Raw genomic sequence first — 15285 nt, forward strand, 5'->3', positions numbered from 1 at the left:
GAGAAGCACTCGCCTGAAACTGGCGAGCTTGGTGAGGATTGTAAGGACAGTTTTCAGCCCGGCCTTGCCGCCAAGCGACAACTTCTTATAGCGCAAACCCCGGATTTTCCCGGGTTTACGGCAATGCGACATATAGCGTCGCAAAGGCGCAGTTTAAACTGCACGCCGCTGTTTGCGCAGGACTGCTGGAGATCTTACTCAAGAGTGTTTTTCGTTGTGCGGTATATATGTACCGCACATCGATGCGTTTCACAGGGTTTGCTATGGAACTTTCCAAGGCAAACGGCCGCTCTTATGACTGATGAAAATCCAGCCCTCCACGCATCGCCATCCGACTCAGCGTTGCTGCCCAAGCCCGACAGGCACTATCAACCTCTGCTCGATGCCATTGCGCCGTGGCTCAGCCAGGCCCCGCCCCACAGGCGCGATGCGCTGAAAAAAACCACGCCACAGCTTTCCGCCCCGCTCCTGCAAGCACCACGCAAAGAGCACGAGAAATTGCGCGCGCTCAATGCATTGCAGTGGGCTGCGCAAAACCGCGTCGAGCAAAACCTCGCACGCCTGCTGGATGCCCGGTCCTTCGCCGAACTATTGCTGGGTGTCGAGATAGAAAAACATTTCGGGCTGAACCTCGATGTCAGGCAAATCTTCATGCGCCTTTACATCCCTGCGCATGCGCCGTTGCCTGGGCTCAAGTCGGGCGCCGCGCGCACCTGGACGGTCGCCTTGGTGGACGCCGCACTGCATAACTTTGAAAGCCGCGAAACCACGGACGACGCCTTCGAAACCACCTCCGCCTATATCAGCCGCCCTACACCCGAGGGACAGTTCAGCGCGTTGCCAAAGATTCGCGAAAAAATGCCTATCCCGGCCTTTACGAAACTGTGCCGTGATCTGGACATTGGCCAGCGCTACAAAATTTATCTGGAAGACAATCTCGGCATCAGCAATCCCGTAGTCGCAGCGATCCTGCAAACCAATGTCAAAGCCAGTGACAAAGCGGCCCTGATAACGGCGCTGCAAATGGCCTACATGCAAAAACTGCTGAGCGGCGATATCCACCGGCTGATTCTCGGCTTGCTCGATGGCTTGAAGTATCTGCGCCTGAATCGCCAGTCCTGGCAATGTCATGCGCTGACAATCATGAACGCCCGACTGACCGGTATCGTGCTGTTCGCTCCCAACCTCGAGAGTGCGGACACGACATCAAGAGTGGTGGCCTACATTCCGGATGACCCGGAGCATCCGATCAGGGAATACCCCAGCACCGGCGAGTTTGCCCGGCACCTGACACAACGCCTGCGAGATCAGGACTATCAATCTTTTTTCAGTCGGTTCATCAATCATGAGGATCGTGGGCATTTCTTCGGCCAGTTGAACAATCGCCTTCTGCCGATCACCTGGCAACCGGTTTCCAACGGTGACCCGCGCCCCACCTGGCGCGAGAATCCAGTCGAACGCGCGCCTCTGCAAATGGCCGCGACAACGATCAAAGGCGACTTGTGGGTTTATCTCTACCAACGAAAACTCGACAAAATTCTCAACGATGCACGGGTTGTCTCCGTCTCCACGGCAGCGGTCGACTGTCAGGCTCGCTGGGCGCTCTGGGATTCGTTCAGCGAAGTGGCTGCGTCCCTGCTCAACATTGTCGCCTTCATCGCGTTGCCATTCGTGCCATTTCTCGGCGAGCTGATGTTGGCGTATACCGCCTATCAACTGCTCGACGAAACCTTTGAAGGCATCGTCGATTGGGCGCAAGGCGCGTCCCGCGAGGCATTCGAACACTTCATGGACGCGGTGGAATCCGTCGTCCAGGTCGGTGCTTTCGCAGCAGGCGGGGTCATCGCGGCAAGCCAGTTTCGCGCGCTACTGCCGGAATCAGTGATTGCGTTCATTGACCGGCTCACCCCGGCGACACTGCCGAATGGCACCTCACGGTACTGGCAACCCGACCTGCACCTTTACGAGCAGGCCACCTCCCTGCCCAAAGATGCAAAACCCGATGCGCTGGGCTTGCATGCTCATCAAGGTAAAACCCTGCTGGCTCTGGAAGACAAACTTTACGCGGTCAGCCAGGACAGCCCGTCAGCGCAATACCGCATCGACCACCCCGTTCGCCCCGAAGCCTATAAACCCGAACTCAAGCACAACCAGGCCGGAGTCTGGCAAACCGAACTCGATCAGCCGCTGGACTGGGAACGCAAGACGCTGTTGAGCCGTAGCGATCCGCACATGCGCCAACTGCCGCTCAGTCTGCAGGAGCGCCTGCTGGACATCAGTGGCTGCGAGGAAAATGCCTTGCGCAAAATGCACGTCGAACTTGGGCAGATGCCGCCTCTGCTGGCCGACTCCTTGCTGCGCTGGCATCTGGACGCGGACATTCAGACATTCATCGAGCAGATCGGTAGCGAACGCGCCGAAGATTACCTCCAGGCCGATCCGGTCATCCAACTGAAACTGCTACATGAGAGCGGCGACTGGCCTGCCGACAAAGGTGTGCGCCTGGTTGGTCGCAAAGGAAAGGTACTTTGGCAAACACCCACGGTGGACGTCCCGCTTCTACAGATTGATGCCTCAAGACTCGACGCCGGTAATCTGCTCAAGACCTGTCTGCTGCGCTTGTCGGAAGTCGATGCAAAAACGTTACTGGGCGAAAAACCCCATACCTCGCCGCCGACGCTTGAGAGCCGCACCCGGACTTTGCGCCGACGGATTGCTGAACTGGCGCACCGCAAAAGGCAAAGCCTGTTCGAGGATAAATATCGCAGCCTGCAACGCAACGCCGCCCCCTTGGTTCAGGTGCTGATGGATGCCGAACCGGGGCTGCCAAAGACCCTCGCGCAATCCATTCTTGAAACGACTAGCGGTTTCGAACGCGAACAGCTCCAGCACACAGTACTGCCCCGCCGGCTCGCCGAGCTTACCCGCGAGATCGGCCTGCAGGTGCGTGCGACGCGTGCTTTGGAGGGGCTGGAGCTAAAAGCCACGCAGGACAATCTGGATACTGATCGACTGATAATGCACTCGCTGCCGAGGCTGCCAGGCTGGTCGCAATCATTGCGCCTGGAAGTCAGACACTACGCACACTCCGGCCCCCTGATCGACAGCATTGGCCCGCTGGACGCCACCACTCGCAAAGTGTTGGTGCTGACCGAACAGGGACAATACCAACCCTTTGACGATGCTGGTGAACAGCTTAGTGCTCCTGGCCCCCTGCTTTTCAATCTGCTGCAAGCCTTGCCTGATGCCGAGCGGCTGGCACTGAACGTTGGCATCGGCGAAAGTGAAAAACTCAATCTGCTGATTCGCCAACACTCCCTGAACCGAGACGAACTGCTGACCCTGCTCTCGCAAAACCCGAACCGCAAACCCGCCTACGACCCAAGCGTCATGCGCCTGCTCGGCGGCACTACCGGTTTCCGACGCATGCCCACCAACACTCCGACTTTGCAATCCCATGCTCACCGGCTGCTGCCGCATCTGTTGCCCGAAGAACTGGAGGCTTTTGTCGAGCGCTTGCAACGTCATCCAAGCGGGCCACGTGGGGAATTGAACCGATTGTTCATCGAACGAGGTCGGCTCGACGAGGTTCTGAATCCCTGGGTGAATGCGATCCCTGTTGTCCACCCCGAAACCGGCGCCCCACTCACTACCGAGCAATATGCCATTCAGCGAATTCGGCGCCGGCAGATGCGGGTCGACTTACTGGATTGCTGGAAACAGCAAGTCTCGCTGCCGATGGACTCCGAGCACATGATCGATTTGCGCCTGGCTCAACCGATCATCGGCGAACTGCCGGCGCTCGAAGTCAACTTCAGCCATGTCGACCACCTGACCATGGAGGGCGCCGAGAACACTCAAGGCCTGCATCAATTCCTCCGCTGCTTTACGGATCTGCATCGACTGGCCCTGCGCGGCTTTCGCCTCGGCAACCTGCCGGAGGCAATCAATCAGTCGCCTCAGCTGCAAGAACTCATACTCTCCGATTGCGGCATAACCCTTACACCGCAAAGCCTGGAAAGCCTGAGCAAACTGACGAAGTTGACAACTATCGACCTGTTCCGGAACCCGCTCGGACTCACACCCAATGTAGAACGGATGCCCGGACTGAATTACATCGACGTCTCGGAAACCGGCATTTCCGAACTGCCCAGCGGCCTGCTGAGCCGCCCAAAATTGCAAACCGCCTTGCTCAATGACAACCAGATTCACGCGCTGCCCGCAGCGCTCTTCGAACTGCCCGACAGTACGTCGGACGGCTTCGATCTTGGCGGCAATCCGATCAGTGTGACCGACCGCGAACGAATCAAACGTCGCTTCAACGAAACACGGCAGGACTTCGGCGTTTTGGCCGAACCGGCCGACCTGCAACGCGTGCAAGCTTTGTACACGCACCTGGATCAGGAGCAGGCCAGCGAGTTTTTTTACCTGTTGCCCGGGACGTTGGCCGAAGGACGAAGCGAAGTCGCGCGCCTAGAGCACGAATTCAGCAGCTTGAGTTCCGGGCTGGCAACCTGGGTAACCGATCTGCCTGCGCTCCATCCGATCAGCGGTGAACCCTTCACCCTGGACGAAGTACTGAGCGAGCACGCAGCGCGGCATGAATTCAAAAGCATTCTGGAGCAGAGCTGGCGACGGGAGATGGATGAAGATGACTTCGATCAGGACAACGAACCGACCCACGACTTGAACCTGACCTCCACCATCAACGGCGAACTGCCCGAACTCGACGCCGACTTCAGCCATGTATCACATCTCTACATGACAAGCAGACCGGGACGGACATCCGGCATCGAGAGATTTCTACAGACGTTTCCCAAACTAAAAGGCTTGACACTTCGCCAATACCAACTCGAGCAGATCCCCGACGCGGTATTTCGAATGGCCGATCTGACTCATCTGTCGCTCTCGGAGTGCCACATCACGCTCACGCCACAGGCCGTTGTCGAGCTTGCGCAGATGCATCGGCTGGAACATCTCGACCTGAGCGACAACCCCTTGGGCGAAGCACCGGACGTCAGTCAGATGACGGAAATGACCCGACTGCTGCTCGACAACACCGGGATCACCACGCTGCCATCGGGCCTGCTGCAGCTTGAGCAATTGGACCTGGCGGCACTGAACGACAACGCAATCACTGACGTCCCCAGTGACATCCTCGAACTGCCAGCGGAACGCGGCGAGAAGATCAATCTGCGCAACAACCCATTCTCCGAAGCGAGCGGGCAGCGCCTGCTCGCTTACTTCCGGAACTATCGTGTGGACTTTGGGGTGGAGGTGGTCATCAACCGGGCAGAACTCGAAGTGTCGACGTCGGAAGATTCCGAGATCGACGAGTGATCAACCTGCTCGCCGAGCAAGGTCTGTCAACCGCGCTCTGGCGGTACCGACGACAATTCGAACGGACTGCTGCTGCGCCGCTGGTTGCGATCTTCCCGCGGCGTGGCGCCGAAGAAGTTGCGATAGGCGCTGGAGAAGTGCGGCCCCGAAGAGAAGCCACACGAGAGGCCGATCTGGATGATCGACTTGCTGGTTTGCATCAACATCTGCCGGGCCTTGTTCAGGCGCAATTCCAGGTAGTACTGGCTCGGCACACGGTTGAGGTATTGCTTGAAGATCCGCTCCAACTGACGACGGGACACGCAGACATGCTGAGCGATTTCGTCGGTGGTCAGCGGTTCTTCGATGTTGGCCTCCATCAGCAATACCGCCTGGGTGAGCTTCGGATGGCTAGAGCCGAGACGATTCTGCAACGGGATACGCTGGCGCTCGCCACCTTCGCGGATGCGCTCGACCACCAGTTCTTCCGACACTGCGCCGGCCAGTTCCGCACCGTGATCGCGGGCCAGCACGGCCAGCAACAGATCGAGGACGGACATGCCGCCGCACGCGGTCAGGCGATCGCGATCCCAGTCGAACAGATGACTGGTGGCGATGACTTTGGGGAAACGCTCGGCGAAATCGTCCTGCCAGCGCCAGTGCACGGCAGCGCGATAGCCGTCGAGCAAGCCGAGTTGGGCCAACGGGTACACACCAGCGGACAGACCGCCGATCACGCAACCGGCACGCACCAGTTGCTTGAGTGCGCTGCTGAGTGCCGGCGCCAGCGTGGTCGGCGGCTCGTCAGCGAGCAGGAACAGTTTCTGGAAATTTTCGAGCTTGCCGGTCCACGCTTCACCGGGCAATTGCCAGGCACCTTCGGCCGGCGGCTCGGCCTGCAGGAAGGACAATTCGTAGACCACGTCCGGATGCACACGCTGAGCAACACGCAAGGCCTCCTCCGCCAGCGCCAGCGTCAACGCTTTAGTGCTGGGCCAAATCAGGAAACCAATTCGATGGGCAGTCATGGGCGGGCAATCCGAAGCGAAGAACAGTGATGAAGGCAAGGGCCAATGCTAGCCCGAAAATGAACACAAATCTTGAGCCTGACGCAGATCCACCATCGGGACTGGAATACTTATCCCAATGTAGGAGCTGACGAGTAAAACGAGGCTGCGATCTTTTGATCCTCAAAAACAGATCAAAAGATCGCAGCCTTCGGCAGCTCCTACAGTGGAATGGAGCCAGCCTTCAGGTTGCGAAGCATGCACTATTCCGGTGCATACCGGCAGCCCTGAATTACTTGAGACTGCCCGAGAGGAATTGCTGCAAACGTTCTGATTGCGGATTGACCAGCACTTCGCGCGGGTTGCCGCTCTCTTCAACCACACCTTTGTGCAGGAACACCAGTTGATTCGACACTTCACGGGCAAAGCCCATTTCGTGCGTCACCACGACCATGGTGCGACCTTCCTGAGCCAGCGCTTGCATGACTTTCAGCACGTCGCCCACCAGCTCAGGGTCGAGGGCCGAAGTCGGTTCGTCGAACAGCATCACCTCAGGTTCCATCGCCAGCGCACGGGCGATCGCCACACGCTGCTGTTCACCACCGGACATGTGCCCCGGGAACGCATCTTTACGATGGGCCACGCCGACCTTGTTCAGGTAATGCTCGGCTTTCTCGCGGGCTTCGGCCTTGGACACGCCAAGCACATGCACCGGCGCTTCCATGATGTTTTCCAGCGCAGTCATGTGCGACCACAGGTTGAAATGCTGGAACACCATCGACAGGCGCGAACGCATGCGTTGCAGCTGCTTCGGATCAGCGGCTTTCAGCGCACCGTCCTTGTTCGCCACCAGTTTCAGCTCTTCGTTGTTGAGCAGAATCTTGCCCGCGTGCGGCTGCTCGAGCAGGTTGATGCAGCGCAGGAAAGTACTTTTGCCGGAGCCACTGAGCCGATGATGCTGATCACATCGCCGGCTGCCGCTTTCAGGGACACGCCCTTGAGCACTTCGTGACTGCCATAGCGTTTATGCAGGTCTTGGACTTCAAGTTTGTACATGCGGTCGGTTCTCACAAAAACAGTCAGTCAGTCGTTGAGCAAGCGCCCGTGACGCAGCGCTTCGCGCCCCGCCACCTTGGCCAGCCAGAAACCGGGTTGGGCATAACGCAGCCGTTCAATGGCAAACAGCACCCCGGAGGTACCAGCACACACCGTGCTGACCCGATCGGACAGAGGATCAATCACTTCAAAAATCTCGTCGCCCGCCTCGACCCATTCGCCGGGCTTGCGCAGAAAACTCACGACGCCCGGATGCGGCGCGAACAGCAACTCGGTGCCTTCGAACGGCATGCCTTCACACGCTTCGTGCGCCGGATTCGGCCACTCGCCGGTAATCAAACCTTGCTCAGCGAGGAACGCGAGAATGCCTTCAGCATACGCACAGGCTTCGGCGCTACCGGTGTCGGCCTGACCGCCCAGCTCAATGGTCGTCGCCAGACATGCCAGTGGAATCTGCGCATCAGGGAACTGCCGCGACAGGCGCAGCCACGGCAACGAGCAAGCCTCGTCAAATGAACTGCCGCCGGAATCTTCCGCGAGCAATCCGACCTTCACATTCAGATGCGCCGCCAGCGAACGCCACTGCGGCCAATGCTGCGGCAACGCGTACATGTGCAGCGCGGCTTCAGCATCGCAGTGCAAATCCAACACCACATCGGCGGTGCAGGCATGGCTGAGCAACACGCGCTGCATGCCTTGCAACTGGCTGCTCGCCTCGGGCAATGCCGCCAGGTGATCGGCCATGGCCTGACGGATCAGGCGCACATTGGCGTGCGGATCATCACCAAGGCTATCAGCCAATGCTGCCGCAACCGGCGCGCTCAGCTCAACGAAATCACGATTGAAATTCTTGCCGCTACCGGCCTCGAAACGGCCCTGGTGATTGCCTTGCAGCAACTGCCCAAGACCCAACGGATTGGCGACCGGCACCAGCTCGATGACACCGTTGAGCAGGCCTTTGGCTTCGAGTTCGCCGAGGCGCTTTTTCAGTTCCCAAGCGGTGCGCATGCCCGGCAATTCGTCAGCGTGGAGGCTGGCCTGAATGTAGGCCTTGCGCTCGCCATGCCCGAAGCGGAACACCGAAATCTTGCGCTCGCTGCCCAGGTGGCTCCACGGCAATACGTGGTCGATGCGTTCCATATCAGTGCTTCCGCGGGGCCAGGTAGCTCAACCAGCGACGCTCGGCCAGTTTGAACAGTTTGACCAGAATGAAGGTGAGGCACAGGTAGAACACGCCAGCGGTGATGTACGCCTCGAACGGCAGATAGAACTGCGCGTTGACCGTGCGCGCCGCGCCAGTGATGTCGATCAAGGTCACGATGGACGCCAGACTGGTGGTCTGCAACATCATGATCACTTCGTTGCTGTACTGCGGCAGTGCGCGGCGCAGGGCCGACGGCAGCAGGATGCGCTTGTACAGTTTGAAGCGCGACATGCCCATGGCCTTGGCCGCTTCGATCTCACCATTCGGCGTGGCCTTGAGGCTGCCGGCGATGATTTCAGCGGTGTAGGCGCTGGTGTTGACCGCAAAGGCCAGGCACGCACAGAACGTTGCGCTGGACAGCCACGGCCAGAAGATACTTTCGCGTACCGCTTCGAACTGCGCCAGACCGTAGTAGATCAGGAACAGTTGCACCAGCATCGGCGTGCCACGGATCACGTAGGTGTAAAGCCACGCGGCACCATTGACGACCGGGTTCTTCGAGACGCGCATCAGCCCCAGCGGCAGGGCCGCGAGCAGACCGAAAAACAGCGACAGCGCGAGCAGTTTGAGGGTGGTCAGCAGGCCGCCGAGGTACAGCGGCATGGCCTCCCAAATGACGTTGTAGTCGAAGATCATAGATCAGCCGCCCTTACGCCTACCGAGTAGCGCTTCTCAAGGTGACGCAATGCCAGCAACGAGACACTGGTGATCACCAGGTACATTGCCGCCACAGCGAGGAAGAAGGTGAAAGGCTCGCGGGTGGCATCTGCCGCCTGCTTGGCCTTGAACATCATGTCTTGCAGACCGACCACGGAAATCAGCGCGGTCGCCTTGGTGAGTACCAGCCAGTTGTTGGTGAAGCCCGGAATCGCCAGGCGAATCATCTGCGGCACCATCACCCGGAAGAACACCTGAAAGCTGCTCATGCCGTACGCCATGCCCGCTTCGGCCTGACCTTTTGGGATCGCCATGAACGCGCCACGGAAGGTTTCCGACAGGTACGCACCGAAGATGAAACCGAGGGTGCCGATACCGGCGGCCAATGGGTTCAGATCGATGTAGTCGTCATAGCCGAGCATCGGCGCCACGCGGTTGAGCAAGTCCTGACCGCCGTAGAAGATCAGCAGGATCAGCACCAGATCGGGAATCCCGCGGATGACCGTGGAATACAGATCGCCCAGCCAGGCCAGCCAGCGCACCGGCGACAGGCGCAACGCGACACCGATCAGCCCGAGAACGATGGCCAGAGCCATGGACGACAAGGCGAGCTGAAGCGTCAGCCATGCGCCATCGAGGATGACAGCCCCGTAGCCTTTCAACATGATTCAGGTCCTCGAAAGTTGGGATGAAAAAATGGCGCAAACCGCAGAGATCCTGTTGCTTGCGCCATTTCGGACTTGTCGCAGAGACGTGTTACTTGCCGTAGATATCGAAGGCGAAGTACTTGTCCTGGATTGCCTTGTATTTGCCGTTCTCGCGGATGGCCGCGATGGCAGTGTTGATCTTGTCTTTCAGGGCGTCGCCCTTACGCACAGCGATGCCTACGCCGTCGCCGAAGTATTTGACGTCGGTGAACGCCGGGCCTGCGAACGCGAAGCCTTTGCCAGCGTCGGTGTTGAGGAAGCCGTCTTGCAACAGGGTGGCGTCAGCCACGGTACCGTCGAGACGACCGGCGGCCACGTCGAGGTAGATTTCGTTCTGCGAGCCGTACGGCTTGATCTCGGCACCCAGTGGTGCGAGGACTTCGCGGGCGAAACGCTCGTGGATCGAACCACGTTGTACGCCGATGTTCTTGCCCTTCAGCTCAGCCAGACCTTCGCTGACCTGAGTACCGGCCTTCATGACCAGACGTGCCGGGGTGTTGTAGTACTTGTTGGTGAAGTCGACCGACTTCTTGCGATCTTCAGTGATCGACATGGACGACAGGATCGCGTCGATCTTGCGCACTTTCAGTGCCGGGATCAGACCGTCGAACTCTTGCTCGACCCACACACATTTGACCTGCATCTGCTCACACAGAGCGTTGCCGATGTCGTAGTCGAAACCGACGATGCTGCCATCCGGCGCTTTCGAAGCGAACGGAGGGTAAGCCGCTTCGATACCGATCTTCAGAGGTTTTTCGTCAGCGAAGGCATTCATCGACAGCACGGACAGTGCCAGGGCGCCAAGCAGCACAAGTTTCTTCATCTTGGGACTCCATCGGTAAAGGGCAAAAACGGCAGAGTGAGCGACAGCCCAATATGCGAATGGGTGAATCGGGAAATCGGTTGCTGCATCGGTGGGAAATTTCCCATTGAAACCGTCGCAGGTTTCAACGTCAGCCACGATGAGCGAGTGATCGGCATTCTAACGACAGGCCCGAAGCCGATATTTCTTCAATGCGACAACTAATTACAGATGCACAGAGAAAGCGACTTTGGCACATTGACAGCCCTGCAATTTCATGCAAGAGCGAAAGACAGTGAACCGATCTATGCTGCAAATTGCGGGCCTATTATTCGCAAACCCTTCTAATCCGGCAAGCGCAGCGTTGGGTCTTATTTTTCAGCGGGGCTTTTGAGGCTCTAAAACGGGGCGATGCGTTTCCCTACGCCCCGTCGCGGGGCGGGCGGTTACACATTCGGTTACGTGGAAGGTGTTGGGTAACAGCGGGAAATGTCTTACGGGGAAGATCGATAATTATTGACCGCGATCGTTCCCACGCTCCGCGTGGGAATGCAGCAAAGGACGCTCCGCGTCCCCGGAGCCGACGCAGAGCGTCGAGGGAGGCATTCCCACGCAGAGCGTGGGAACGATCGGATCTGAAGGTACTCGGTCAATTGTAGGAGCGAGCCTGCTCGCGAAGAGGCCAGCCCAACCACCACAAAACCCCCAGACACAAAAAAGCCCCGCCCGGCAAAACCGGACGGGGCTTTCTTCTTCTCAGACCTGCTACTTAAGCCACATTCATAGTCTTGTGCGTATCAATCAAATGCTGCACCACACCCGGATCCGCCAGCGTCGAGATATCCCCCAACCCATCGTATTCCGCCGTGGCAATCTTGCGCAGAATGCGGCGCATGATCTTGCCCGAACGGGTCTTCGGCAACCCCGGCGCCCACTGGATCACGTCCGGCGAAGCAATCGGCCCGATCTCCTTGCGCACCCAGTTCTTCAGCTCCAGACGCAGTTGCTCGGTCGGCTCCTCACCATTCTTCAACGTGACATAGACATAAATGCCCTGCCCCTTGATGTCATGCGGCACACCGACTACAGCAGCCTCGGCAACTTTCGGATGCGCAACCATCGCGCTCTCGATCTCGGCCGTGCCCATACGGTGGCCGGACACGTTGAGCACGTCATCGACACGCCCGGTGATCCAGTAATAACCATCGGCATCACGACGCGCGCCGTCACCGGTGAAGTACATGCCACGGAAGGTCTTGAAGTAGGTATCAACGAAACGATCGTGATCGCCGTACAGCGTACGCGCCTGACCTGGCCACGAATCAAGAATCACCAGATTGCCTTCAGCTTCGCCCTCGATGATGTTACCGAGGTTGTCGACCAGCGCCGGCACCACACCGAAGAACGGACGTGCCGCCGAACCCGGCTTCAGCGCGTGCGCACCCGGCAGCGGGCTCATCATGTTGCCGCCGGTTTCGGTCTGCCACCAGGTATCGACGATCGGGCAACGCGACTTGCCGACATTCTTGTAGTACCAATCCCACGCTTCCGGGTTGATTGGCTCACCCACGGAACCGAGCAGACGCAGGCTGCTACCATCCGCGCCTTCAACAGCGGCTTGCCCCGAAGCCATCATAGCGCGGATCGCAGTCGGTGCGGTGTAGAGGATGTTGACCTTGTGCTTGTCGACGATCTTCGCCACCCGGGTGATGTCCGGGTAGTTCGGCACGCCTTCGAACAGCAGCGTGGTCGCGCCATTGGCCAGCGGGCCGTAGACGATATAGCTGTGGCCGGTGACCCAGCCGACGTCGGCGGTGCACCAGTAGACTTCGCCCGGACGGTAGTCGAACACGCGCTCGTGGGTCATCGCCGCGTACAGCAGATAACCGCCGGTGGTGTGCTGCACGCCCTTCGGCTTGCCGGTCGAGCCGGAGGTATAAAGGATGAACAGCGCTTCTTCGGCGCCCATCTCTTTCGGCGCGCAAACAGTGCCCGCCACTTTCATCAGGTGTTCGTACCAGATGTCGCGATGCTGGTTCCACTTGATGTCGCCACCGGTGCGCTTGCAGACGATGACTTTCTGGATGCTGCTGGTTTCCGGGTTGGTCAGCGCGTCGTCGACGTTGGCCTTGAGGGAAATCTTCTTGCCGGCGCGAATACCCTCGTCAGCGGTGATCACCACTTTCGATTTGCAGTCGATGATGCGACCGGCCAGGGCTTCCGGCGAGAAACCGCCGAACACCACCGAGTGAATCGCGCCGATCCGGGTGCAGGCCAGCATGGCGACCACGGCTTCGGGAATCAGCGGGCTGTACATGGTCACCACGTCGCCGCGGTGTACGTCCTGACCACGCAGGGCGTTGGCGAGTTTGCACACTTGTTCGTGCAGTTCGCGGTAGGTGATGTTGCGGCTCTCGGAAGGGTCGTCGCCTTCCCAGATGATCGCGACTTGATCGCCGCGCTCGGCCAGGTGACGGTCGAGGCAGTTGTAGGAAACGTTCAGGGTGCCGTCGGCAAACCACTTGATGTCGACATGGTGATCGTCGAACGAGGTCTGTTTCACCGTGGTGAAAGGTTTGATCCAGTCGAGACGCTGGGCTTGCTCGCGCCAGAAGCCGTCAGGGTTGACGACCGACTGCTGGTACATGGCTTTGTAGGTCGCCTCGTCAGTCAGCGTGTTAGCCAGAACCTCGGGACGAACGGGATACAGAGAAGCCGCACTCATCTTTCCTACCTCGGTGTAATAGTTGTTTTTGTATGACCCCGTTGTAGCCGGGCCGGGCCCATAGAACCATTCGACGATGGTAGTAACAAGCCCCTACAAAACATCCAGATACCCGTAACGCGGCCCTTACACCGATCCTCCAAACATCCCCAATCCCCTGTGGGAGCTTGCCTGCAAGCGAATCAGACACCTCGGTCCCCCAGGCAAATCACCCGCCCAGCAATCCAGTCACCACCCCATCTCAAGCGATTGTTACCAAATCTGCCAAAGGTGTTTATCAAAACCCGCTCTGTTTACCCCCGCCCCTTCTCCCTAAAATTCACCTCGCCAACAAGGCAAACGCGATTAACAACGTTACAGCCCCCACGAAGGCCGTTAATCCAGCTCTCAAGTAATAACTGCAAACGATGAAGTTACACACGCAACCCCATAAAGGTTGCGTGACCCCACTCGACCTCAAAAAGGTAAATCTGAAATGAAAGCTTTATTGGTTCTGGCCCTCAGCAGTCTGTGCGCAACCGCCATGGCAGATGAGGTCCCGACTGATGTCGCACAGCAACAACCAGTGATCGAGGAATACACTTACTCCACACACCTGGACATCGCCAACGTTGTATCGATGAGTGAAATTCCGAACGTCTGCGAAGTAGTACCGGCAAAAATGGAGTACGACGACTCCAAAGGCCAGCGCCACATCCTGCGCTACAGCGTCATGGGCAACGGCTGCACCAATTGATGATTGCAGACTGCACCGAATTGGATCTCTCAGCGCTTCATTGAGGGTCGATTCCAGCCCGGCTTCGGTCGGGCTCAGTTGTGTCTGGAGTCGTGCAAAAGGCTTGCAAAACACAAGATATAGTGAAAAACGCGGTTTTTTGCTCATTTCTTGAGCAACCAAAGCCTGACGAAAAAATTAATCAAAAAAAATTCTCAGACGCCAACATCGGCGAAAGCCCTGTAAACCCTCGCTCCGACTCAAATCGCCCTCCCGCTCGACCGCCCTGTGCGCTTTCGCCCTCCCCCACGAGCACAATTTTTTCCCTATAATGCCGCCCTAATCGGGTCAGCAATATTCCCTTACAGGGATCAAAAGCCATTCTGAAGCCCCGCAGCAGTGTCCAACACTGATTGCGCCCGTCAGAGGCTCTCGGAAACCCGTACAAAATTCTGTTTGATGCCTGCGTTTAGCTGCTGCAAAGAACGATTCCTTTAGATCCAACGCGGTCTGTACGACCGTGTGAAAAACCAACCAATCAGGTTTCACACGGGGCGACAGGCCCTCACGCAGGAGACGACACGTCATGCTGAGCTGGGACGAATTCGACAAAGAAGACAGTGAAGTAGCAACCGTGAAAGGCGCCAACGCCGGCCACGCTACTGAAGCCAACATGGACCGCCTCGACAACGCTGGCGGCGCCGCAGCGCTGGAAGCCCGCGCCGTGACCGCCGACGACTCGGCCGCTGTCGCCCGCGCCAAGGCTGCACTGAACTCCCTCGACGTCGCCGAAGGCCTCGCCGAACTCGAAGGCGCCTCCGCCCGTGTCGCCGTTGACGAAAAGCGCATGATCAACTGCCGCGCCGACCTCAACCAACTCGTGCCATTCAAGTACGACTGGGCCTGGCAGAAGTATCTGGACGGTTGCGCAAACCACTGGATGCCGCAAGAAGTCAACATGACCGCCGACATCGCCCTCTGGAGAAACCCGGAAGGCCTGACCGACGACGAGCGCCGCATCGTCATGCGCAACCTCGGCTTCTTCTCCACCGCCGACTCCCTGGTTGACAACAACCAGGTACTGCCCGAGAAC

At 58.5% G+C, this 15285-nt stretch carries 9 protein-coding genes and 1 pseudogene; 3 read left to right on the forward strand and 7 right to left on the reverse strand.

Annotated elements, in window-relative coordinates:
- Positions 1-204: 204 nt before the first annotated feature.
- Complete coding sequence (locus ACIPIZ_RS26895; RefSeq protein ID WP_401168452.1) at positions 205-5340, forward strand: dermonecrotic toxin domain-containing protein; 5136 nt, start codon at positions 205-207, stop codon at positions 5338-5340.
- A gap of 26 nt (positions 5341-5366) precedes the next feature.
- On the opposite strand, the gene argR is transcribed toward ACIPIZ_RS26895, so the two are convergent.
- From argR to acs, 7 genes and pseudogenes are all read right to left on the reverse strand, one after another.
- Positions 5367-6347, reverse strand: coding sequence for a transcriptional regulator ArgR (gene argR, locus ACIPIZ_RS26900; protein WP_064387585.1), 981 nt, complete (start codon positions 6345-6347; stop codon positions 5367-5369).
- A gap of 271 nt (positions 6348-6618) precedes the next feature.
- Positions 6619-7382, reverse strand: a pseudogene (locus ACIPIZ_RS26905) (ABC transporter ATP-binding protein).
- Positions 7383-7409: 27 nt separating this feature from the next.
- Positions 7410-8522, reverse strand: a complete 1113-nt coding sequence (locus tag ACIPIZ_RS26910) for a M14 family metallopeptidase (protein WP_401168454.1) — start codon at positions 8520-8522, stop codon at positions 7410-7412.
- 1 nt (position 8523) lies between these two features.
- Positions 8524-9222, reverse strand: coding sequence for an ABC transporter permease (locus tag ACIPIZ_RS26915; RefSeq protein WP_105706868.1), 699 nt, complete (start codon positions 9220-9222; stop codon positions 8524-8526).
- Entirely contained in the window at positions 9219-9908 is a 690-nt protein-coding gene (locus tag ACIPIZ_RS26920) for an ABC transporter permease (RefSeq protein WP_016773583.1), read from the reverse strand. The genes ACIPIZ_RS26915 and ACIPIZ_RS26920 overlap by 4 nt, the downstream gene beginning before the upstream one ends.
- Before the next feature lie 91 nt (positions 9909-9999).
- Positions 10000-10773 (reverse strand): ABC transporter substrate-binding protein, encoded by a 774-nt coding sequence (locus ACIPIZ_RS26925; protein WP_105706870.1) that lies wholly within the window; start codon positions 10771-10773, stop codon positions 10000-10002.
- Positions 10774-11521: 748 nt separating this feature from the next.
- Entirely contained in the window at positions 11522-13477 is a 1956-nt protein-coding gene (gene acs, locus ACIPIZ_RS26930; RefSeq protein WP_401168455.1) for an acetate--CoA ligase, read from the reverse strand.
- A gap of 475 nt (positions 13478-13952) precedes the next feature.
- Here acs and ACIPIZ_RS26935 point away from each other — a divergent pair, with 475 nt between their 5' ends.
- On the forward strand, positions 13953-14213 hold the full coding sequence (locus ACIPIZ_RS26935; protein WP_008084846.1) for a DUF2790 domain-containing protein: 261 nt from the start codon (positions 13953-13955) through the stop codon (positions 14211-14213).
- Between the two features lie 565 nt (positions 14214-14778).
- Positions 14779-15285: ribonucleotide-diphosphate reductase subunit beta (locus ACIPIZ_RS26940; RefSeq protein WP_401168457.1), on the forward strand; the 507-nt coding region annotated here is incomplete at its 3' end.

The sequence above is a fragment of the Pseudomonas sp. NPDC087690 genome (assembly GCF_044743175.1).
GTDB lineage: Bacteria > Pseudomonadota > Gammaproteobacteria > Pseudomonadales > Pseudomonadaceae > Aquipseudomonas.

Coding starts and splice junctions, on each gene's coding strand:
- argR (WP_064387585.1), bottom strand. CDS start 6,347: ATGACTGCCCATCGAATTGGTTTCCTGATTTGGCCCAGCACTAAAGCG.
- ACIPIZ_RS26910 (WP_401168454.1), bottom strand. CDS start 8,522: ATGGAACGCATCGACCACGTATTGCCGTGGAGCCACCTGGGCAGCGAG.
- ACIPIZ_RS26915 (WP_105706868.1), bottom strand. CDS start 9,222: ATGATCTTCGACTACAACGTCATTTGGGAGGCCATGCCGCTGTACCTC.
- ACIPIZ_RS26920 (WP_016773583.1), bottom strand. CDS start 9,908: ATGTTGAAAGGCTACGGGGCTGTCATCCTCGATGGCGCATGGCTGACG.
- ACIPIZ_RS26925 (WP_105706870.1), bottom strand. CDS start 10,773: ATGAAGAAACTTGTGCTGCTTGGCGCCCTGGCACTGTCCGTGCTGTCG.
- acs (WP_401168455.1), bottom strand. CDS start 13,477: ATGAGTGCGGCTTCTCTGTATCCCGTTCGTCCCGAGGTTCTGGCTAAC.
- ACIPIZ_RS26935 (WP_008084846.1), top strand. CDS start 13,953: ATGAAAGCTTTATTGGTTCTGGCCCTCAGCAGTCTGTGCGCAACCGCC.